Below are 23,222 nucleotides of genomic sequence, written 5' to 3'. Positions count from 1 at the left end.
AAGGGTTACCTAAACACGGCGCACGAAACAACACCCCCTCGATGGACGCTCATCTACCGCGAAGGATTCTTCTTCGCATGCCTTCGGAGTGCATTTCTGTCGTCAACTGGCGTGAACAGCCACAGCGCTTATCACTTGTTTCACCCGAAACGGGATTCCCGGCCCAACGCTGGTGATATGGGGATTTCACGAGATTTATCCGAATGCACGATGAGCCGCTACTTGTAATGGATCATCCTCAGTACCCGACACCACCCTAGTCGTCGGCTTGCTGTCCGAGGAGCGCGGCTTCGCCGAGTTCCGGAATGGATTGCGCTTTGCGGCGCTCGCGCCAGCTCTGGAAGCTGTGCTGCAGGCGGTCGAGGTACACGTAGTAGACGGGCGTGATGTACAGGGTCACGAGCTGCGAGAAGAGCAATCCGCCGACCACCGCCAGGCCGAGCCCGCGGCGCGCATCGGCGCCGGCGCCGAAACCAATGGCGATAGGCAACGTGCCCATCAGCGCCGCCATGGTGGTCATCATGATGGGGCGGAAGCGGACGAGCGCGCCCTGGTAGATGGATTCCTCCGGCGACTTGCCTTCCTTGCGCTCGGCCTCCAGCGCGAAGTCAATCATCATGATGGCGTTCTTCTTGACGATGCCGATCAGCATGATGATGCCCACGAAGGAGTACAGGTTCAGCTCCTGGTGGAAGAGCAGCAGCGTGAGCAACGCGCCCACACCGGCCGAGGGCAGGCCGGAGAGAATCGTGAGCGGGTGGACGAAGCTTTCGTAGAGGACGCCGAGGATGATGTAGATGACCAGGATGGCAGCGACCAGCAGCAGTCCCATGCCGGTGAACGATTGCTGGAAGGCCTGCGCCGTGCCCTGGAAGGTGCCGACGATGTCGGGCGGCAGGATCTTGCGTGCCTGTTCCTCGACGGCGTGGGTGGCGTCCCCGAGCGCGACGCCCGGCTTCAGGTTGAAGCTGATGGTGACTGCCGGCAGTTGCCCAAGGTGGTTGACGGTGAGCGGACCCAAAGAGGGTACGAGTTTGGAGACGGTGTCGAGCGGGACCAGCTTGCCGGCGTTGGAGCGAATGTAGAGCGAGGACAACTCGGCCGGATTGTTCTGGAACTGCGGCGCCAGCTCGACGATGACGTAGTACTCGTTGTTGGGCGTATAGATGGTGCTGATCTGGCGCGTGCCGTAGGCGGAGTAGAGCGCGTCGGTCACCTGGCCCGGGGTCACGCCCAGGGCGTAAGCCTTGTCGCGGTCCACCTGAATGGTCAACTGGGGGTTCTTGACCTGGAGGTCGCTGGTTACATCCTGCAGCAGCGGCAGGTTGCGCAAGGCCGCTTCCAGCTTGGGCGCGCTGGAATAAAGTCCGGGTAAATCGGGCGTCTGCAAGGCGTACTGGTACTGCGATTTGGTCAGGTTGCCGCCGATGCGGATGGTCGGAGGAATCTGCAGGAAGACGTTGATGCCGGGCACCTGCGCCACCTTGGGGCGCAGTTCCTGAATGATCTCCGCCGCACTCATGTGGTTGACGCGGTCCTTCTTGTCCTTCAAGCGGAAGAACATCCGGCCCTGGTTCAGGGAACCGCCGAAAGAAGGATTCCCGCCCATGGAAGAAATCAGGTTCATGACGTTGGGATCTTGGCGCACGACCTCGGTGACCTTCTGTTGCAGGTCAAACATGTCGTGGAACGAGATTCCCTGTTGCGCTTCGGTGAAGGCAAACACCAGACCCTGGTCTTCGTCGGGCAGGAATCCGGTCCTGATGCCCACGAACAAGTACGCCGTCAGAGCGATCACGACGAAGGAAACCATCAGGGTGGCGAACTTGTGGCGCAGAACCTTCTGCAGCGACCAGTCGTAGCCGCGCAGCCAGCCATCGAAGAGGCGCTCGGTGACCTGATAGAAGCGGCCGTGCTCGCTGGCCGCCTGGTGCTTGAGGAAGCGGCTGCACAGCATGGGGGTCAGGGTGAGGGAAACGAAACCGGACACCAGGATGGCGACGCCGATGGTGACGGCAAACTCGTGGAGCAGGCGGCCGATGATGCCGCCCATGAACAGCAGCGGGATGAACACCGCCGCCAGCGAGATGGTCATGGAGAGAATGGTGAAGCCGATCTCGCGCGAGCCCTCGATGGAAGCCTGCATCGCGCTCTTGCCCATTTCCATGTGGCGGACGATGTTTTCCAGCATGACGATGGCGTCGTCCACCACGAATCCCACAGAGAGCGTCAACGCCATCAGGGACAAGTTGTCCACGCTGTAGCCGAGCAGGTACATCACCGAGAACGTGCCGATAATGGCCATCGGCAGCGCGAAGGACGGAATGATGGTGGCCGAGATGTTTCGCAGGAAGAGGAAGATCACCATGACCACCAAAGCGATGGTGAGCAGGAGCGTGAACTTCACGTCGTTCACGGAGGCGCGAATCGACTCCGAGCGGTCGTACAGGGTGTCAACGCGCACCGCGGCCGGAATCTGCTGCTCCAGGCGGGGAAGCAGCGCCTTCACCCCGTTCACGACTTCGACCGTGTTGGTGCCGGGCTGGCGCTGGATGGCCAGGACGACGGCGCGGTCGCCGTTGTACCAACTGGCGCTCTTGTCGTCCTGCACACTGTCAATGACGCGGCCGAGTTCATTCAGGCGAACCGGCGAGCCGTTGCGGTAGGCGACGATCATGGGGCCGAACTGGGCCGCGTTCTGCAGTTGACCGTTCGACAGCAGCGTAAAGGTGTGGGCGTTACCGTAGAGCGTGCCGGTGGGGGTATTGGTATTACCGGCTTGCAGGGCGCTGTCCACTTCGTCGATCCCGATCTGGCGACTGGCCATCTGGCGCGGATCGAGCTGCACCCGGACGGCGTATTTCTGGGAGCCAAAAACGGCGACCTGCGCCACCCCGTTCACCATCGAGATGTTCTGCGCCAGGGTGGTTTCGGCCGCTTCGTCGACGTCGGAAAGCTTCAGCGTCGGCGAGCTGACGGCGAGATACAGGATGGGCTGGTCGGCGGGATTCACCTTTTGGAACGACGGCGGCGTCGGCAATTCGGGCGGCAGTTGGCTGGCCGCCTTGGAAATAGCCGACTGCACGTCGAGCGCGGCGCCATCCAGGCTGCGGCTGAGATTGAACTGGATGGTGATGTTGGCGCTGCCCAGCGCGTTGGTCGAGGTCATCGAATCAATGCCGGCGATAGTGGAGAACTGCTTCTCCAGCGGGGTCGCCACCGAGGACGCCATCGTCTCCGGGCTCGCGCCGGGCAGTTGCGCGATCACCTGAATGGTGGGGAAGTCCACGTTGGGCAGGTCGCTCACCGGCAGTAGCGTGTAGGCGAAAATGCCGAAGATCAAAATGGCGGCCATGACCAGCGTGGTCATGATCGGCCGCTTGATGAAGAGCTCGGAGATACTCACTGGCTGCCTCCGGCCGGCGGCGCCGCCGCGGGAGCCGCCGACGCGCTGGGGGAAGCCGTGCCCTGCACGATGACCTTTCCATTGGGCACGACCCGGAGCTGTCCATCCACGACGACGCGGTCACCCTTGGCGAGACCGCCGGCAACCAGCGTCAGGTTTTCAAACGTGCCGACAGTCTGGACCGGCTGCGCCTTGGCCGTATTGTCCAGGGACACGGTCAAAACGTAGCTACCCTGCTGGCCCGTCTGAATCGCCTTGGTCGGGACAACGATCGCGTTCTTGCGAACCGAAAGATTCAGCACCACGTCAACAAATTCACCCGGCCACAGGCGCCTGTCCTGGTTGAGGAAGGTGGCTTTGAGCTTCACCGTGCCGGTGGTGGGATCTACGCCGTTATCAATGAAGGTCAGCGTGCCCTCGGCGGGATTGGCGGTCTGGCCCTTGGGATAGGCAAGAACTTTGAGACGTCCGCCGGCGGAATACTGCCGCACCGCCTGGAGCTGCGTTTCCGGAACCGAAAAGGTCGCATAGATGGGCTGAATCTGATTGAGCTGCACCAGGAACGGGGTGTCGTTGGCCTTGATGAGGTTGCCGACGTTGATCAGCAAGGCTCCGGCGCGGGCATCAATCGGCGCCTTGATATCGGTGTAGCGCAGTTGCACCCGGGCGGCGTCCACCGCGGCCTTGTCGGCGTTAACCGCGGAAGCATTCGCCTGCGCCTGGGTGCGCATTTGTTCCGCCTGCTCGCGCGAAATCACGCCCTGGGTCTCCAGGGCGGTGTAGCGTCCGGCCTGCGCCTGCGCGTTGACGGCATTCGCCTGGTCGCGCTGCAAATTGCCTTCGGCCTGCTCCAGTGCCGCCTGGAACGGCGCCTTGTCGAGTTGGAAGAGCATTTGACCCTTGCGGACGTCGTCGCCTTCCTTGAAGAACACGCGCTCGATCTGACCATTCACCTGCGAGCGGACTTGTACCGTCTGATACGCCTCGACGTTGCCAATGGCGGTGACCTGAACCGGGACGTCGCGCTGGTCCACGGTCGCGACGATGACGGGCGCCGGGGGACGTTGACCGGCCGCCTGCGCGGTGTTCTTGCTGCAACCGGGCAGAAGGGAAATGGCCGCGATCGCGACCAGCAGGATCGAGAGATTGCGCAATTTCAAAGAGCGGGGCCTCATGTGTTCTTGACTGTTCATTTTTGTCGGCAATACCCCGCGGGCGAAGTAAGTGACCGCTTACTCTTCGATGCTGCGATTTGCGCCGAGGATTCGGGCCGATGCCGACATTTTACCTGTGTTTACGGCGTGGATCGCGGGGAACATCTTGCAATTCTTCCCTTGCACTTGTAGCAGATATCAATTACATTTGTAGCAGATATAGCAGATGTAGCATCTAATTTTGAGACCCATGCAAAGGGATCGAACCTGATTCCAAAGAGGAGGCGCGGGACGGTGAAACGACTATGACGCCCAAGGAGGAAATACTGATTCCCAGTGCCGCGGCTGCAGTTTCAGAGAAAGACCAGCGTGAAATACAGGACATCTACGAAAAACTGCGCACTGCGGAGGCAAAACTTGTCGGTCCAGATGGCAGGACTCAAGTGCTGCCGAGCACTCTCTACTCGTTTCTTTGCACGCTGCTCGCCGACCTGAAAGCTGGTCACTCGGTAACCATACTGCAAAGCAACGCATTGCTGACCACTGTCGAGGCCAGCAAGTTGCTTGGCGTGTCTCGCCAGTTCTTGATCGGCCTGCTGGAGAAGAGGGAAATCCCGTTCCACATGGTAGGAACCCACAGACGTTTGTATGTCCGTGATGTGCTTGCGTATAAAGCCAAACGTGACACTGCGCGCCGCAAAACGTTAGACGACTTGGCGCGCCAGGAATACGAACAGGGTACCTACGACAGAGTGCCCGATGATTTTAAATCAGGACAATGAGTACACGGCCCTGCTTGATGCCGCTGTGCTCGTACCAATGTGCCTCTGCGACACCCTTCTAACTCTCGCAGAAGATCCAGCGATGTACCGACCTTTGTGGAGTGATCTCATACTTCAAGAGGTCGGTCATGCGCTGGAGCACAAGATCAAGCTCACACCCGAACAGTGCCAGCACCGAATCACCGAAATGCGCAAGGCGTTTCCGGAAGCTCTTGTGGTGCCCCCTCCATGCCTAGCAGAGGCTCTTACGGGCATCCCGGACAAGGACGACAGGCACGTATTGGCAGCGGCGATCGCCGGCCATGCGCAGGCAATCGTTACGGATAATATCAAGCACTTCCCTGCAGATTATCTTGCGCAGTTCGACATCCTCTGTCATTCGGCGGACGATTTTCTGATTCATCAGTTCCACCTAAATCCGTTTCTGGTGCTAGGAAAGTTGGATGACCAGGCGATTAACATAGGCTTACAACGTCCAGATATTTTGGTCACCCTGAAGCGCGTCGCGCCAAACTTCGTCGCACTGGTAGAAAAGATTTGAGTCCCACCCTGTCACGGCACCCCATCATCTAACCCAAATCTTTGTGAAGTCGTGGACATTTTGCCTTTGTTTACAACGGGGCGGTCATGCCGATTAGGGCGCGTGCGGCTCCAGGCCGGCGCGATCGCGCATTTCGTGTGGCTGCCTGCCGCCGCGGCGCATCAGCTTCCAGCGCAACCGGTCGAGGTAGAGGTACATCACCGGCGTGGTGAACAAGGTCAGCGCCTGGCTGACGATGAGGCCGCCGACAATCGTCAGTCCCAGCGGACGGCGAAGCTCGGCGCCCACGCCCCCGCCCAGGGCCAGCGGCAGCGCGCCGAACAGCGCCGCCATGGTGGTCATCATGATCGGGCGGAAGCGCAGCAAGCAGGCTTGGTAGATGGCCTTCTCCGGCTCCATGCCGTCGCGCCGTTCGGCCTCGAGGGCGAAATCAATCATCATGATGGCGTTCTTCTTGACGATCCCGATCAGCAGGATGATGCCGATCAGCGCCATGATGGTGAGATCGGTGTGGGTGATGAGCAGCGCCAGCAGCGCGCCCACGCCCGCCGAGGGCAGCGTGGACAGGATGGTGACCGGGTGCATGTAGCTCTCGTAGAGCACGCCGAGGACGATGTACACCGTGAGCAGCGCGGCCAGGATCAGGATGGGCTGGTTTTTCAGCGATTCCTGAAAGGCGGCGGCGGTGCCGGAAAAACTCGCAATGATGTTGCCGGGGAAGCGCATGGTGCGTTCCGCTTCTTCAATGACGCGCACCGCCTGCCCCAGCGACACCCCGGGCGCCAGGTTGAAGGAAACGGTGGTGGAGGGGAACTGTGACTGGTGGTTGACCGCCAGCGCTGTGTTCCCGGTTTCGTAGTGGGCGAAGGCGCTGAGGGGAACCAATTGTCCCTTGGCCGAGTGCACGTAAATATTCTTGAGAGCATCCGGGTTTTGCTGGAAATCCGGCGCGACTTCCATTACCACGTGGTACTGGTTGAGCTGCCGGTAAATGGTGGAGACCTGGCGCTGGCCGAAAGCGTCGTACAGAGATTCGTCGACTTGCTGGGCCTGGACGCCGAGCCTTCCGGCGGTGTCGCGGTCAATGGCCAGGTGCAGTTCCAGGCCCTGGTTCTGCTGATCACTGGAAACGTCGCGCAGCTCCTTCATCGTCCGGAGACGCTGCAGCAGGCGCGGCGCCCACTCGTTCAGCTCGCTCAAATCAGCATCCTGCAGCGTGTACTGGTACTGCGCGTTGCTCATGCGCCCGCCGACCCGCACGTCTTGTACGGGCTGGAGATAGAGGGCGGCGCCGGGAATGCGGCCGAGTTTCGCGCGCAGGCGGCCGATCACCTGGTCGGCGCTGGCCTTGCGCTGGCCCTTCAACTGGATGAAAAAGCGCGCCGTATTTCTGGCGCCGCCACCGGTGAACGCGCCCACCGTGTCCACGGCGGGATCGGAGAGGACGATGTCGCTGAACTGCTGCTGCTTCTGCCGCAGCGAGACAAATGAAATATCCTGCGACGCCTGAATACTGCCCATCAGCCGCCCCGTGTCCTGCTGCGGGAAAAAGCCTTTGGGCACGATGATGTACAGATACACGGCAAACGCCATGGTGGCGAGCATGACCGCCAGCATGAACGCCGAATGGCGCAAGACCCAGCGCAGCCCGGCGGCGTAGGTGGAATGCATTCCGTGGAAGGCCCGCTCGCTGAGGCGATAGAGGCGGCCGTGCTTGACCTCGGACTCGGCGCGCAGGAACTTGGCGCAGAGCATGGGCGTGGTGGTCAGGGAAACGACCAGCGACACCGCGATGGCCATGCTCAAGACAACGGCAAACTCGCGGAACAGGCGCCCGACGATCCCGCCCATCAGCAGGATGGGAATGAACACCGCCACCAGCGAAGTGCTCATGGAGAGCACGGTGAAGCCGATCTCGCTGGAGCCCTTGAAGGCGGCGCGCACGGGGTGCTCGCCGGCCTCGATGTAGCGCGTGATGTTCTCGATCACGACAATCGCGTCGTCCACGACGAACCCGGTGGCGATGGTCAGCGCCATCAGCGACAGGTTGTCGATGGTGTAATGCAGCAGGTACATCAGCGCCACGGTGCCGAGCAGCGACAGCGGGACGGCGACGCTGGGAATGAAGGTTGCGGCCGCGTTGCGCAGGAAAAGGAAGATCACCAGGACGACCAGCGCGACGGCGATGGTAAGCGTGAACTCGATGTCCTGCACCGAGCTGCGAATCGTGGTGGTGCGGTCGTTCACCACCGACAGCTTCATCGAACCGGGGATGGAGGCCTGAAAGAGAGGCTGCAGCCCGCGAATGCGGTCCACGGTGCCGATAATGTTCGCGCCGGGCTGGCGAAAAATGATCATCAGCACGGCGGGCTGGCTATTGAACAGCGCCGCGTTGCGGACATCCTCCACGGAATCAAAGACGTTGGAAACCTGGTCGAGGCGGACGGGCGCGCCGTTGCGGTAGGTCACCACCATCGGCTTGTACTGGTCGGCGACCTTGAGCTGGTCGTCAGCGGCAATGGCGAAGGAATCACGGTCGCCGCTCAGCTCTCCCTTGGGACTGTTGGCATTGGCGCGGTTGAGCGCGTTGCGGACGTCGTCCATGCCAATGCCGTAGGCGGCAAGCTGCGTCGGGTTGGTTTGTACGCGGACCGCGGGCTTGGCGCCGCCGCCGACAATCACCTGCCCCACACCTTCGACCTGCGCGATTTTTTGCGCCAGGATGGAATCGGCCGCGTCGTACATGCGCGCCAGCGGCTGCGTGGCCGAGGTCAAGGCGAGCACCATGATGGGGGCGTCGGCGGGATTGGTTTTGCGATAGGTCGGTGAGTTGGGAAGATTGGCCGGGAGCTGTCCGCGCGCCGCGTTGATGGCTGCCTGGACGTCGCGCGCCGCCGCGTCAATGTTGCGGCTGAGATCGAACTGCATGGTGATGTTGGTGGAGCCGAGCTGGCTCGACGAGGTCATCTCGGTAATGCCGGCGATCCTGCCGAACTGCCGCTCCAGCGGCGTCGCGACCGCCGATGCCATGGTCTCCGGGCTGGCGCCGGGCAGGCCGGCCGACACGGAGATGGTGGGGAACTCAACCTCCGGCAGCGGCGATACCGGCAGCAGGAAATAGGCGATGGAGCCCGCCATCAACACCGCCACCGCGAGCAGCGAGGTGCCCACCGGCCGGCGTATGAAAGGAGCGGAAACGTTCATACTCAGTCCGCCGCCGGCACCGACTCGGCACCAATGGGATTGCCGACGCGGTAGCGGGACAGCTTGCGCGCCAGCCGGTCAAAGAAGAGGTAAACGACGGGCGTGGTGTAGAGCGTGAGCAACTGGCTGAGCAGCAGCCCGCCGACAATGGTGATGCCCAGAGGATGGCGCAACTCCGAACCGGTGCCGCGGCCCAAGGCCAGCGGCAGTCCGCCGAAGAGCGCGGCCATGGTGGTCATCATGATCGGCCGGAAGCGCAGCAGGCACGCCTGGTAAATGGCATCTTCCGGCGGCATGCCCTCCTTGCGCTCGGCCTCGAGCGCGAAGTCGATCATCATGATGGCATTCTTTTTCACGATGCCGATCAGCAGCACCATGCCGATGAGCCCGACCACTCCCAGGTCCATGCCAAACAGCAACAGCGCCAGCAGCGCGCCCACACCGGCCGACGGGAGCGTGGACAGGATGGTGATGGGGTGGATGTAGCTTTCGTACAACACGCCCAGGACGATGTACACGGTGATGACCGCCGCCAGGATCAGCAGCGGCTCGTTTTTCAACGACGACTGGAACGCCGCCGCCGTGCCCTGGAAGCTGGCATGGATGCTTGCCGGGAGCCCGATTTCCTTCTCCGCCTGCTGGATCGCAGTGACGGCGTGTCCGAGCGAAAGCTTGGGCGCGATATTAAACGACAGGGTGGCGGCAGGGAATTGACCCTGGTGATTGATGGTCAGGGGCGCATTGACGCGCTCGATGTGAGTGAACGCGGTCAGCGGAATGGCCGCGCCGGTGGCCGAACGCACGTAGATGTCTTTGAGCGAATCCGGGTGCTGCTGGAATTTGGGATCCACCTCCAGCACGACGTGGTACTGGTTCAATTGCGTGAAGATGGTGGAGACCTGGCGCTGTCCGAAGGCATCGTAGAGCGTGTTGTCGAGATCGGCGGGCAGAATGCCCAGGCGCCCGGCGGTATCGCGGTCAATGGAAATGGCCGCCTGCAACCCGCCGTTCTGCTGGTCGCTGGCGACGTCGCGCAGTTCCGGCCGGGTGCGCAGCTTGTCCACCAGCCGCGGCGTCCACTCGCCCAACTCCTGCGCGTTGGCGTCTTCGATGGTGTACTGGTACTGGGTACGGCTGACCCGGTCCTCCACCGTCAAGTCCTGCCCCGGCTGCATGTAGAGGGTGATGCCCTGGATCTGCGCCACCTGCGGCTGCAGCCGCCGGATGATCTCCGACGCGGTGGCGCTGCGCTGCTCGCGCGGCTTGAGGTTCACCTGGATGCGGCCGGTGTTGATGGTGGTGTTAATTCCGTCCACGCCGATGAAGGAGGACAGATTCGCGACGTCCGGATCCCTGAGAATGACCTCCGCGAGCTTCTGCTGACGATCGGCCATGGCCTGGAACGAGACCGTCTGCGTCGCCTCGGAAATTCCGAGAATCGAGCCCGTGTCCTGCACCGGGAAAAAGCCCTTGGGCACGACGATGTAGAGGAAGATGGTCAGCGCCAGCGTGCCCACCGTCAGCAGCAGCGTCTCCCGCCGGTGACGGAGGACAAAGCGCAGCGAGGTGCCGTACTTTTCGATCACCGCGTGAAAGAACTGCTCCGACTTGCGGTAGAACCAGCCCTGCTCCTTTTCGGTCCGGTGGCGCAGCAGGGTGGCGCACATCATCGGTGTCAAGGTCAGCGAAATCACCGCGGACACCAGGATGGTGACCGCCAGGGTGACCGCGAATTCGCGGAACAGCCGCCCCACCACGTCGCCCATGAACAACAACGGGATCAGCACCGCGATGAGCGAGACGGTCAGCGACACAATGGTGAACCCGATCTGCTCCGAGCCCTTCAGCGCCGCCATCACCGGCGAATCGCCCACCTCGATGTAGCGCGCGATGTTTTCGATCATCACGATGGCGTCGTCCACCACGAATCCGGTGGAGATGGTCAGCGCCATCAGCGAGAGGTTGTCGAGGCTGTAGCCGAGCAGGAACATCACGCCGAAGGTGCCCACGAGAGAGAGCGGCACGGTGATGCTGGGAATCACGGTGGCGGAGATGGTGCGCAGAAAGAGGAACATCACCATCACGACCAGCGCGATGGTCAGCATCAACTCGAACTTGACGTCGGCCACCGAAGCGCGAATGGTTTCGGTGCGGTCGGCAAGCACGCTGACGGTCACCGCCTTGGGCAGTGCCGAACGCAAGGTTGGCAACAGCTTCTGGATGCGGTCCACCACGCTGATGATGTTGGCGCCCGGCTGGCGCTGGATGTTCATGATGACCGCCGGGTGCGTGTTCTCCCACGCCGCCTGCTTCACGTTTTCGGCGCTGTCCACGACGGTGGCGACATCCATGACGCGAACCGGCGAGCCGTTGCGATAGGCGATGATGACGGGCTTGTACCCATCGCTGGACATGAGCTGATCGTCGGCGCCGATGGTGTACGCCAGCCGCGCGCCATCGATGCTGCCCTTGGCCTGATCCACATTGGCCTGGGTGAGCACGGTGCGCAGGTCTTCCAGGCCGAGCCCGTAGGAGGCCAGCGCGGTCGGGTTGGCCTGCACGCGCACCGCGGGTTTCTGGCCGCCGCTGATGGACACCAGTCCGACGCCGGGAATCTGCGAAATCTTCTGCGCCAGCGTGGTGTCGGCCAGGTCCTCGACCTTCGACAGCGGCAGGGTGTCGGAGGTCAGCGCCAGGGTAAGCACGGGCGCGTCGGCGGGATTGGTCTTGGTGTAGATGGGCGGGTTCGGCAAATCGCGCGGCAGATACGTGGAAGAAGCGTTGATCGCGGCCTGCACTTCCTGCTCGGCGACGTCAATGCTCTCGTTGAGGTTGAACTGCAGCACCACGATCGAGCTGCCGAAGGAGCTGGTCGAGGTCATCTGGTTCAGTCCGGGGAGCTGGCCGAATTGCCGCTCCAGCGGGGTGGTCACCGACGACGCCATGACCTCGGGACTGGCGCCGGGATAAAACGTCAGAATCTGGATGGTGGGGTAATCCACCTGCGGCAAAGCGGAGACGGGCAGTTGCCGGTAGGCTACCAGACCGACCAGCAGCAATCCGGCGGTCAGCAACGAGGTGGCAACCGGCCGGAGAATAAAAATGCGGGACGGATTCATGATCCCGCGGCCCCGTTCGCTTTCGGCGGCGGCCCGCCGGACCGGCTGCCGCGCTGCACTTCGACCTTGGCGCCGGGCTGGAGCTTGTCCTGGCCGTCGGTGACCACCAGTTCACCCGGTTGCAGGCCCGACTCAATGGAAGCCAGGTTCCCTTCGGTGACCCCCACCTTGACGACCCGCGGTTCCACCGTGTTGTCGGACTTCACGACATAGGTGAAGGTTCCCTGGTTGCCGCGCTGGATGGCGGCCAGCGGAACCGTGATTGCGTTTTGTTGGATTTCGAGCAGCAGCCGGATGTTGACGAACTGGTTGGGCCACAGCACGCGGTCTTCATTCTGGAACACCGCTTTGAACTTGTTGGTGCCCGTGGTCGGATCGATTTCGTTATTCAGGGTCAGCAGCTTGCCGCTGGCAAGTTTGGTGCGGTCGTCGCGGCTGTAGGCGTCCACCTCCAGTTGCCCCTTGCGCATGTGCTGCAACACCTGCTGGATGTAGTCTTCCGGCAGCGTGAACAGCACCGCGATGGGATGCAATTGGGTGATGACCAGCAGCCCGTTCGGGTCGGTGGCGTGCACGATGTTCCCGATGTCCACCATCCGCAGCCCGATGCGCCCGCCGATCGGCGACGTGATGCGCGAGTACACGAGCTGCAGCTTGGCATTTTCAATCGCGGCCTGGTCGGCGCTGATGGAGCCCTGCAATTGCCCGACCAGCGACTGCTGCGTGTTGTACTGCTGCTGGCTGACGACGCCCTGCTTGTACAGATCGGTGTAGCGGGTCAGGTTCAGCTTGGCGTCGGCGAGGGTCGCTTCGTCTTTGGCGAGGTTGGCTTCCGCCGTGTGCAGTTGCACCTCGTAGGGGCGCAGATCAATCTCAATCAGCAGGTCGCCCTGCTTGACCTCCTGCCCCTCCTGGAAGTTGATCTTGGTGATCTGGCCGTCCACGCGCGCCTTCACCGTAACGGTGTTGAACGCCGACACTGACCCGAGACCGCGCAGGTACACCGGCACATCACGCGTGGCAACCGGTTCGGCGAGTACGGGCACGCCGCGGCCGGCGGCACTTGGCGCCGGCCCCTTCGAATTTGGGGGCGTCTTCTTCGTATAGCGGACGGCAGTGGCGCCGATTACGATCAGCAGGACGCAGCCGAGAATGATGACAATGCGTGCACGAGACATTCGGAATTCCGGTCGTCGGCGGACATCACGCCAGAGGGGAGGTGCGTGGCGGTGCCGTCCCGAAGATCAAACCGGCCCCAAAACTCTGATTGTATGCCATGTTCCGCCGGCGCATTTGCAGGCGCTTAGGCGGCCATCATTGAGAGTAAACCCGCGCCCCACTGGGTTGTGTAAAAAGATTCGACGCGGGCGTAAAGTTTTGTAACTCAGGGAGCCAGCGATAAAGTTCGCAGCCGCGGGACCAGCGCCAGCGCGAGCACATACGCCAGCGCACCGGAGGCCAGGGTCCAGCTCAAGCCGAACTGGATGGCAATCACCATCGCCAGCACCGAGCCCAGCACGCTGGATGCGGCGTTCAAGGCCCACGCCCACTCGATGGCGTTGTCCTGCTGCGCGCTTCCCGCAGCGAGGCTGCTCGCCGCGAGGCTGCTCGCCGCGAGTGCGCGCAGGCCGCTGGGGAACGGCATCCCCATGGCGAGTCCCAGGGGAACCAGGGCGAGAGCGCTGATCATCAGCTTCAGCAAGAATGGCAAACCAACCAATGCCCGCAGCAGCGGCGGCAGCACCCAGATGTAGGTCAGCAACAGTGCGATGGATTCCACGCGCAGGTGTCGAACCGGATTTCTCGACAGCTGTGTGGATAATGCGAAAGCTAGTCGAGCGTGCGCTTGGGGTCAACCCAACTGAACTCCAGCCATCTGGAACCGCAGCGGCTCAGTGAAGGGGAGCTGTAGAATCTCCCGCATGTAACACTCGCAGACATAAATTATCATCGCCATCGGCACACCGGGCTATTTCAAGCAGCGGGTCGTCCGAGGCGCGCACGGTGAACCGCCCTGCCTGCAACTGGAGCGAACCAAAAAACGTATCCACATTGCTTCGCGACCCGGGCAGCACATGCACTCGAAACTGTCCTGTGGTCGGCTCGTAGTTCGCGAAGCTATAACAGCGGCCAATACAAGCGCGATCGATGAGATGTCGAACAGCAAAAGGCGCGTCAGTGATCACTGCTACGACCCGACTTCCCTGAGGTACAGTGGAGACGACAGCCTCTATTCTCTCTTCCCAGTTCTCCAGTTTGGTGTCGTAAGCGAGCAACGTTGCGAAATACAGACCGGCAGCGGCTATCGCCAGCAGAAGTTGCGAGCGGGTTGGCCGCATCCGTCCCATGGCCGCAAACATCAGCACGCCCGAGAACAGACCGATGCGCAGCGGAATCAATGTAAAAAACGAGCTCGTGTTCGGCGGAAGCGCGCTGTCCGGCAGCAGTACCCCGGCACATACAAACAAGAGGTAGACAGGCACGAGGTTGAGAACGACCTGGCTGGTCAGTACAGCGCGAAGGATATAGACGAACAACGCACAACCGATGACCACGGAGGAGATAACGAACGTTCTCGAAACCACAGGAACAAATTGTTCAAGCCCCGTGCTCAGATGATATTTCGCCGGGCCGAACTGCGACGAGAGATTCGCTCGCAACAAGAGACTAACAGCAATCAAACCTAGGATGCTGCCACTGAACAACGCCAGTCGTCGCGCCGTTCCAACGCGCGACTGCGCCCACCAGTATCCCGCTATGCAAACCGCCCAAATCGGAGGAAGAGGCTGGGCGACTGCCGATAACAGAAGCAGACCTGCCGCCAGCATGAACCGTTGGCGGCTGCGCACACGCCACACACATGCGAGAGCAGCAAGAGCGAGCCCTGTTGCCAGATAGAAGTTCATGAATCCAAGATAGAATACCCGGCTGTATGTCAAAACGGCAACGAAGGGAACCAGGTGCCAGGGCGTGCGTTCGCTTGCGCTTGCGATAAACGCAAAGCAAGACCAAAAGAATAATAGGGCTAGTGCCGATGCTACTAAATGCTCCGCTGGACCGAAGCCCACGATTCTTGCGAAAGCTTCGCAGATCCAGTCGAACAATACATTCGTGAACCGAAGGTCAACGTAGACGCCATTGGCCCGCCCACTTTTCGCTAGAATTGCCAGCCAACCGTTGTATACATGGCTACTAAAATCGGCGGATTGTATGTGGGCAGTCCACCAGCACGGCAGGAGGACAACGGCACTGACGCCAACATACCGCAGATACCGCAAATGTGTAGCTGTCCGCCAAGGGGTCATGATTTCATTCCTGAAAACGCGCATGAGGGGCAGTTTCGCTCGCGGCGCAGAATTGCCATGCCGCACATTTCACGCGAAGGTTCAAGCAATCAGTTGCCCGCGCAGAAATAGCGGATCGTGTCCGTCCCCATGCCTGTGATGTCAAATGCGCTGCCCGAAGTCTGTACCACTTTGCAACCGGCGATAGCAGTCTCATCTTGGCAGACGCAGGTGTAACTGGATGAACTGGTGAATCCCGCCGAGCCAGTGAGTGTCACGCTGCAATCGGTACCAAGCGTGCACGAATCCACCACCAGATGCGTTGCCGTCCGTTGCGTTCCGCTGTGATTGTAAGTAAGAGGCGCAGTAGTCAGACCTGTGACGGTCGCATAAGTGAAATCCACCGCTGCCGTCTGCGTCGCCGATTTGCCCATCTTGATGGCGCCGCGCAGGATTACTCCGCCCGTCTCGTTGTCCGACGGATACCCCGACGTATAGGTGCTGCTATCAGTTGTGACGTTTGCGGTACATGGATTGGTCGAACAGGAAATGTTCGACATCAGCAGGTTCCAAGTCTGTGACGGACCTCGTTGAAGGATGCCATACTTGTTCACGTTCATGGCCGGAGTCCAAGTCAGCGTTACATAGTCGCTGCCATCGAGTGCTGCCCGTGTGTTGTTTATGTGAACAACGCCGCTCGGAATCGACCGATGACCAGCCGCGCAACTGGTGTCATCGCAAGCGACCACAGCATAGTCCCGTGCCGTCGAACCGGCGGTCCCCGTGTAGCGGATAGATGGAATGTTGAAAATAGAATGCACACCCGTGAATTCAATCTGGCCTTCATGCAAGCAGATGTTTTCTCGGGTGCATGGCAAGAAATCGCCGTTAAGCCCGTAAGCGCCATTGAATTGCATCAATCCAAAAGCAGGGACCATCATTCCTTTGTCGTCGAGAAAGGGTTGACCGACCCAAGTTTGGTAGTAGCTCCCATGCCCACTCTGAACCCCGGTGTTGGCGATAACATTTAGCGGATTGTAAGGTACCCCGCCGCTTCCCAGCCCGTAGGTTGTGATCCCGGGATCATAGAAATCAACATCGGCTTTGCAGGTATTGCATCCCTTCAGCAGCGTGAGCCCCGGCAGCCCATAGCCACCGGTGGTTATGTTCCTGATCCTGAGACTGCCGCCGCCGGAGTTGTCCCAGGCCGGATGCCCGGAGGTTCCGCTTACTCCACCAGCTGCTGGAATATTCAGGATGACGCGCCCATGCTCTTCTACTAGAGTGACGCCGCCACCGCCGCCAGGAACCTGTAGTATCTGGTCAACGAACTCAATGTCTTCATGCTGGACATGAAAGGTCTGACTGTTGCCATGAAGTTTATAGAGCAGGCCAACAGAGGTGGCGTTCACTTTGTCAACGCTGGCATTGGCGTACCAGTTGAAACCCACCGCCACGTTAGATAAGTTGATCGCACGAAATTCGGTGCCATATACGTTGGTGTTGACGCTCTGGAATGCGGTACCGCATTTGGTGCAGCCGATACTAGCCACTGAGACGTGGTTGAATTTCATCTCGTCGCTGTTGTTCGCCGTGCGATCGCCAATCATGAAGCCGATAAAGGTTGATCTTCCGGTGTCGTTGACGAGCTGGATTTCCTCGAACGAGTCACTGGTGGCGATGTTGCCGCCGCTCCCGGTCTGCCCGGTCTGGAAACCGATATCGGCGGCGCCCGCATAAACCTTGAATCCCTTGAAGATCACCGAGTCCCGCGTGCGCTCCACGTCGATGACCGTCCCGCCGGCGGCGCCGGTGTAAATGAGCTGGCAGTAATTGTTGAGAGTATGCCCGCCGCCCGCGGTTTCGATGCGGATGCCCACCTTGTCGCGCACCACAACTCCGTTGGAGTAGATGATCATGCCGGGCTTGTCGCACTGCAGGACGCCGGTATAGTTCGGCAGCTTGGCGATGCAGGTATTCAGCGCAGCGGTTTCGTTGCCCGAGCCTACGATGCCGCAATCGCGATGCATGCGAACGACGGGATCAACGAACCATCCGATCTTGGTGCCGTTGTAAAACGGCATCTGGTCGGGAGCGGTCGGACCATCCACAGCTTTCCCTTGAATCCGGGTAGCATTCCCCGATAAGCCCGATGGGGGATGATTCACCCCGCCCGATACGCCGACCTGCGCAACCGCGCTGGCGGCAAGGAGGAGCAATGTCGGAAGCAGTCGGCGCATTATCTACCTCGCGTGTAGCAGATTAGTGGGCTGGTAGCTGCCAAGCAATAGCCCGGAACAACAGTCGCTTTTTTCCACTGCGGAAGACGGTTCAGAGAGCCGGCGGTGAGGTTCGCAGCCGCGGGACCAGCGCCAGCGCGAGCACATACGCCAGCGCACCCGAGGCCAGCGTCCAGCTCAAGCCGAACTGGATGGCAATCACCATCGCCAGCACCGAGCCCAGCACGCTGGATGCGGCGTTCAAGGCCCACGCCCACTCGATAGCGTTGTCCTGCTGCGCGCTTCCCGCCGCGAGGCTGCTCGCCGCGAGGCTGCTCGCCGCGAGTGCGCGCAGGCCGCTGGGGAACGGCATCCCCATGGCGAGTCCCAGGGGAACCAGGGCGGCGGCGCTGATCATCAGCTTCAGCAAGAATGGCAAACCAACCATTGCCCGCAGCAGCGGCGGCAGCACCCATACATATGCCAGTAGTATCACGACAACGAGGACGAGCGGCGTCCGCACCTGCAGTGGATCGAACAACCATCGCCGCGACAGCATGCTGCCGGCGCCGCTGGCCAGCAGCATGAGGAAGATGACCACGGTGAGCGCGTAGGTCGGGTGGCCGAGAAAGAGAACGAAGCGCTGGATGAAGGCGATTTCGGCCAGGATATAGCCGAGGCCGATGGCGATGAAGTAGAAGAGAGGAATTACCGATTGTCGATTGCCGATTGCCGATTGCGGATGAACACCCGTCACGGCAAGCGGCAGAATCAGGAACAACAGCACGCAGACGACCGACACGACCAGCACCATGGCGAGGACAGCGACGCCGAGGTTGTTTTTCCAGTCCACGCCACGATCGCCGCCGCCCGCGAGCCGCGAGATGACGTCGCGCGTCTTCATAGTGAAGAAGAAGAACGGCGAACTGTCAAACACCGGCGCCACATTGTAGGGATACGCGGCGGCGAAGGATTGCGCATCGCCGATCTCGACCAACGCGCGGAAGCTGTGTGGTCCAGGGCGGCGCCAGTCCCCTGGTTGCGGAGTCGAGGCGTCGCTGGGCGTGTAAAGCACATGCAAATCCGGATACTGAGCGAGATGGGCGCGCACCGCGGCTTCCTCAGACGGAGTGAACGGCGATTTCTTGAACAGGACCACGACCGGGACACCATCTTTATCGAGCGGGCGCTCGGAAACGACGATGAAGTGCGACGAAGGATTGGAAATTCCGGCGCGCTTCAGCACTTCCAATTCCTGCGAAACCACGCGCAGCGCCTCGTGCGGCTGGCTGAACTCCCAACGCGTGATGGCAATGATGCCATCGGGCTTGAGGTGATCGAAGTATTGGCGGAAGGCCTCGACGGTGTACAGGTTGTTCTCGCTCAGGGCGAAGGCGCCGGCGGCGGTGGAGGCCCAGGTGTCCACCAGCGTCATTTCCACAACGTCGAACTGCTGGCGCGCCTGGCGCACCCAGGAGCGTCCGTCACCGAGATGAACGTGGACCTCGGGCTGATCATAGAGGTGAAATGACCAATCGGCCCAGCGCCCGCGCATGATGTCGTTGACGATAATCGGGTTGATCTCGATGGCGGTGACGCTGGGGCTGCCGTTGGCGAGGGCGCGCAGGATGTCAACGCCGCCGCCGGGGCCGATGATGGCGTAGTCGCCGCGCGGGCGCAGCACGTTGACGATTCCCGGCGCCGCCGACATCAGGTTTTCCTTGTAGTCCTCACTCCAGTGATGGGGATCGGTGTTCATGATCCAGGTGGAAGCATCGGCATCAATGACGATGACTCTGGCGTCGCCTTGCTCGTCCACCTCGACGCGGGAAATGGCGTTCCAGCGCGCAAACAGGACCCAGGGCTGATCGCGGCGCACGCCCTTGGCGTAGACAATATCGATGAGTTTGCCGGAATAGTTGGCCGCGGTGAGCAGGGCGAAAGCGGCCGTCAGCACCAGGGCAAAGCGACGCGACCGGGGCGTGCGCGCCCAGATAGCGGAGGCTGCCGCGGAGGCGATCACCGCGACCAGGATCGAGTTCGGCCCGCCGGCAAAGTTCAGCAAGGGCACGATGGCGAGGCAGGCGAGCGCGCCGCCGGTGAGGTCGGCGGCGTAGAGTTCGGTGATGCCGCGGGTTTCGCGCGCGAATACAACCGAAAACAACAGCCCGGTACAGAAAAACGGCAGCGCGGACACGATGTACATCAGCGCCAGCCGCAGCATTACCTCGGGCGTCAAGTCGAACGCGACCGAAACCGGGGCGTGCAGATCAACCTCCAGGACGACCAGCAGCAGCACGGCGTTGGCGGCGGCCAGGCGCGAGCCCAAGGTGCGCGTGTCCCAGCGCGCCAGCCGGATCCGTTCGAGGTAGGCAACCACCCCGCCGGCGCCCAGGCCGAGAAGGGCAATCGAGATCGCCAGAAAGGCGAAGTGGTAGAAGAGGATCACGGAGAAGAGGCGGGTGAGCGCCAGTTCCAGCAAGAGGCTGGCAAAGCTCATCATGAGCACGCCGGCGAGATGGGTGCGACGATCGGCTTGGGGCGCGAGTTGGGACGCGGGCTGGACTACAAGCACGGATTCGGACAATGAATTCTCCAGGCGTAGCCCGTAGTCGGTAGGCAGTAGCCCGGCTCAGGAAGCGGACTACCGGCTACGGACTGCCGGCTACGAATCTTCCAATATCACGGACGCAATCGCCTGATCCTTGGTGTGCGACAGCGACAGTGAGGCTCGCGTGACGCCAAGGCGCGCGGCGAATTCAGCGGCCTTGCCGGTGAAGGCGATGGTGGGGCGCCCGCCGGGCTCGCGCCGGACCTCGACATCAGTCCATGCCACGCCGTGTTTCCAGCCGGTGCCGATGGCCTTGAGCGCGGCTTCCTTGGCCGCAAAACGCGCCGCGTATCTTTCCATGCGGTTGGCCTTGGAGTCGCAGTAGCGGATTTCCTCTTCGGTGAAGATGCGGCGCAGGAAGCGGCCGCCGAAACGCTCGATAGCGGCAGCGATTCTGGGGACTTCGGCGATGTCAATGCCGGTACCGACGATCATGCGCTTGGGTTGCGAATGCCAACTTGGGAAATGCAACACACCATCTGCGGTCCAATGTACACCGAAAGGAATTCCTGACGAACAGAATGCGCCGCCAAGGGTTCGGATTCACCAGCCCAGGCGGTCTTGACGGCGGGCCAACGTTCCAAGCCAAAATTTGAACGAAACACAGGGGCGGGTGAATCCGACGCTAGCCAACGGCCCCAAAAAGGACTAATTTGGCGGGCTGCACTCAATTGTTCCGGCACCGCCGGTAACCGGCCTCCACCCCAGCACGCGCAAGACCGGCGTGCGCCGAGGACCTCAGCCGGGCGTACGCCGAGGAGGAATTCATGGCCAACGACACGCTCACCATCGTCGACAATCGGACCAACCGGACGTACACCGTGCCGATTGAAAACGGCACCATCCGTACCATGGACCTGCGGCAGATCAAGACCGATCCCAATGACTTCGGCCTGATGGGATACGACCCAGCCTTCATGAACACGGCATCGTGCCGCAGCAAGATCACTTTCATTGACGGCGACAAAGGCATTCTGCGCTACCGCGGGTACAACATCGAGGACCTGGCGGAGAACTGCACCTACCTGGAAGTTGCGTACCTGCTGCTCAACGGCGAATTGCCCACACCCGAACAAAGGCACGAGTGGGTGAAGCAGATCACGCACCACACCATGCTGCACGAAAACACCAAACAGTTCATGAAGAGCTTCCGCCACGACGCGCACCCCATGGGCATCCTGGTGAGCACGCTGGCGGCGCTCTCCACCATCTACCCGGAGGCCAAGAACATCGCCGATGCGGAATGCCGGCAGCACCAGATCATCCGCCTGATCGCCAAGATTCCGACGATTGCGGCGTATTCGTACCGGCACAGCCTCGGATATCCCTTCGTCTATCCCGACAACGACCTCAGCTTCCCCGAGAATTTCATGAACATGCTGTGGAAGATGGTGGAGCCGAAGTACGTGGCCAATCCGGTGATGGCGCGGGCGCTCGACGTGCTCTTCATCCTGCACGCCGATCACGAGCAGAACTGCTCCGCCAACGCGATGCGCTCGGTGGGCAGCTCGCAGGCCGATCCCTACCTGTCGGCGGCGGGCGCGGCGTCGGCGCTGGCCGGTCCGCTGCACGGCGGCGCCAACGAAGCCGTGCTGCGCATGCTGGACGAGATCGGCGACGTCAAGAACATCCCCGAGTACGTGAAGCGCATCAAGGAGGGCAAGGGCAAGCTGATGGGCTTCGGGCACCGCGTGTACAAGAACTACGATCCCCGCGCGCGCATCATCAAGCAGACCGCCGAGGATGTGTTCAAGATCACCGGCCGCAACGCCAAGCTCGACATCGCCATCGCACTGGAGAAAGTCGCGCTCGAGGACGAGTACTTCATTACCCGCAAGCTCTATCCCAACGTGGATTTCTACAGCGGGATCATTTACCAGGCGATGGGCTTCAGACCCGAGATGTTCACCGTGCTGTTCGCCATCCCGCGCATGGCCGGCTGGCTGGCGCAGTGGCAGGAGTTGCTGGAGGACAAGGAGCAGAAGATCGCACGTCCGCGGCAGGTTTACCTGGGCCACGAACTGCGGAAGATCGAAAAAACGAAGCGGACCGAGCAGGCGTTCGCGACGCGGTAACCATGAACCGGCAGCTCGTTGCCGGCAGGCCGTGGCCGGCAGTCCGTTTCTGGGGGGATACGGACTGCCGGCTGCGTCGGTGGACCTTGCTCCTGCTTACGCTGCGTTGCGGAGTTGCGGCGGCAGCGGAATCGCGCGCTGCGCACCTGATCAGCAATCGCAAAACGCAAATCAGAAGTGGTATATTCCCGCCGCGTGGCCAGCCATCAACGCAGGAGAGCAACTTGACTGTCGACGAGGAACTGAACGTTCTGGAAGAGAGCGTGCGTCGGCTGAAGATCGAGTACGACATCTTTTTCGGCGGCGGCTCCAAGAAACCGCCCTCCGACACCGAGTGGCGCGTGCAAAACCTCCTCCGGAAGTTCAGCGACTCTGCGAAGCTCAGTTTTCCGCAGCGCTTCAAGTACAACGGCATCGCGCAGCGCTATGCGCTGTTCAGCGACCTGTGGCGCCAGAAGATGAAGATCAAGGAAGAGGGCTACCGGCGGCCGCAGGACGCGGTGCTCGGGATTTCGGGCATGCGGCGCGAGGAAGAGCAGGCTGCCGCCGCGGCGCTGGAAGCCGGCGCCGCCGTGCAGCCCTTCAAGATTCACTGCTCCGACGTCGAGACCGACCACGCGGCGGTCAAGTCGCTTTTCGACGCCATGATGGAGGCAAAGAAGAAGGCGGGACAGCCGGCGGACCCCAACAGCTTCGATGCGTTCAAAGCCTTCGTGAAGAAGAAGACCGAGCAGATTCGCGGCGAATCCGGCTGCCCCGGGGTGGAATACTCGGTCGAGGTCCAGAAAGGCCAGGTGCGGCTAAAGGCGAAGGCGAAGAGCTAGTTT

The 23,222-nt window shown here is 61.4% G+C and carries 14 protein-coding genes; 4 read left to right on the top strand and 10 right to left on the bottom strand.

Annotation, left to right across the window (positions count from 1 at the left end; genetic code table 11):
- Positions 1-256: 256 nt before the first annotated feature.
- Positions 257-3,406, bottom strand: a complete 3,150-nt coding sequence (locus tag LAN70_05250; protein MBZ5510561.1) for an efflux RND transporter permease subunit — start codon at positions 3,404-3,406, stop codon at positions 257-259.
- Positions 3,403-4,599, bottom strand: coding sequence for an efflux RND transporter periplasmic adaptor subunit (locus LAN70_05245; protein ID MBZ5510560.1), 1,197 nt, complete (start codon positions 4,597-4,599; stop codon positions 3,403-3,405). The genes LAN70_05250 and LAN70_05245 overlap by 4 nt, the downstream gene beginning before the upstream one ends.
- 266 nt (positions 4,600-4,865) lie before the next feature.
- On the opposite strand from LAN70_05245, the gene LAN70_05240 reads away from it, so the two are divergent.
- On the top strand, positions 4,866-5,342 hold the full coding sequence (locus LAN70_05240; GenBank protein ID MBZ5510559.1) for an excisionase family DNA-binding protein: 477 nt from the start codon (positions 4,866-4,868) through the stop codon (positions 5,340-5,342).
- Complete coding sequence (locus tag LAN70_05235; protein ID MBZ5510558.1) at positions 5,320-5,883, top strand: PIN domain-containing protein; 564 nt, start codon at positions 5,320-5,322, stop codon at positions 5,881-5,883. The genes LAN70_05240 and LAN70_05235 overlap by 23 nt, the downstream gene beginning before the upstream one ends.
- 93 nt (positions 5,884-5,976) lie before the next feature.
- Here LAN70_05235 and LAN70_05230 read toward each other — a convergent pair whose 3' ends face one another.
- The 8 genes from LAN70_05230 to LAN70_05195 all read right to left on the bottom strand — a co-directional run bounded on the left by LAN70_05230 (position 5,977) and on the right by LAN70_05195 (position 20,755).
- Positions 5,977-9,087, bottom strand: coding sequence for a multidrug efflux RND transporter permease subunit (locus LAN70_05230; protein ID MBZ5510557.1), 3,111 nt, complete (start codon positions 9,085-9,087; stop codon positions 5,977-5,979).
- 2 nt (positions 9,088-9,089) lie between these two features.
- Positions 9,090-12,206 (bottom strand): multidrug efflux RND transporter permease subunit, encoded by a 3,117-nt coding sequence (locus tag LAN70_05225; GenBank protein ID MBZ5510556.1) that lies wholly within the window; start codon positions 12,204-12,206, stop codon positions 9,090-9,092.
- Complete coding sequence (locus tag LAN70_05220) at positions 12,203-13,384, bottom strand: MdtA/MuxA family multidrug efflux RND transporter periplasmic adaptor subunit (protein MBZ5510555.1); 1,182 nt, start codon at positions 13,382-13,384, stop codon at positions 12,203-12,205. Before LAN70_05220 ends, LAN70_05225 begins: the two co-directional genes overlap by 4 nt.
- Before the next feature lie 206 nt (positions 13,385-13,590).
- Positions 13,591-13,986, bottom strand: a complete 396-nt coding sequence (locus LAN70_05215; protein MBZ5510554.1) for a hypothetical protein — start codon at positions 13,984-13,986, stop codon at positions 13,591-13,593.
- A gap of 112 nt (positions 13,987-14,098) precedes the next feature.
- Entirely contained in the window at positions 14,099-15,535 is a 1,437-nt protein-coding gene (locus LAN70_05210; protein MBZ5510553.1) for a hypothetical protein, read from the bottom strand.
- A 65-nt stretch (positions 15,536-15,600) separates the two neighbouring features.
- The gene (locus LAN70_05205; GenBank protein MBZ5510552.1) at positions 15,601-17,730 is read right to left on the bottom strand and encodes a hypothetical protein; all 2,130 of its coding nucleotides are present in this window, start codon (positions 17,728-17,730) and stop codon (positions 15,601-15,603) included.
- Between the two features lie 91 nt (positions 17,731-17,821).
- Positions 17,822-20,296 carry a hypothetical protein gene (locus LAN70_05200; protein MBZ5510551.1) on the bottom strand — a complete coding sequence of 825 codons (2,475 nt, stop codon included), beginning with the start codon at positions 20,294-20,296 and terminating at the stop codon, positions 17,822-17,824.
- 78 nt (positions 20,297-20,374) lie between these two features.
- Entirely contained in the window at positions 20,375-20,755 is a 381-nt protein-coding gene (locus tag LAN70_05195) for a holo-[acyl-carrier-protein] synthase (GenBank protein MBZ5510550.1), read from the bottom strand.
- 332 nt (positions 20,756-21,087) lie between these two features.
- Here LAN70_05195 and LAN70_05190 point away from each other — a divergent pair, with 332 nt between their 5' ends.
- The gene (locus tag LAN70_05190) at positions 21,088-22,395 is read left to right on the top strand and encodes a citrate synthase (protein MBZ5510549.1); all 1,308 of its coding nucleotides are present in this window, start codon (positions 21,088-21,090) and stop codon (positions 22,393-22,395) included.
- 224 nt (positions 22,396-22,619) lie between these two features.
- Positions 22,620-23,219, top strand: coding sequence for a hypothetical protein (locus LAN70_05185; GenBank protein ID MBZ5510548.1), 600 nt, complete (start codon positions 22,620-22,622; stop codon positions 23,217-23,219).
- Positions 23,220-23,222: the final 3 nt, after the last annotated feature.

Source organism: Terriglobia bacterium, from assembly GCA_020072845.1.
Taxonomy (GTDB): domain Bacteria; phylum Acidobacteriota; class Terriglobia; order Terriglobales; family Acidobacteriaceae; genus JAIQGF01.
Note: the sequence above shows the minus strand (reverse complement) of the source record. Positions and strands in the feature narration are given on the sequence as shown.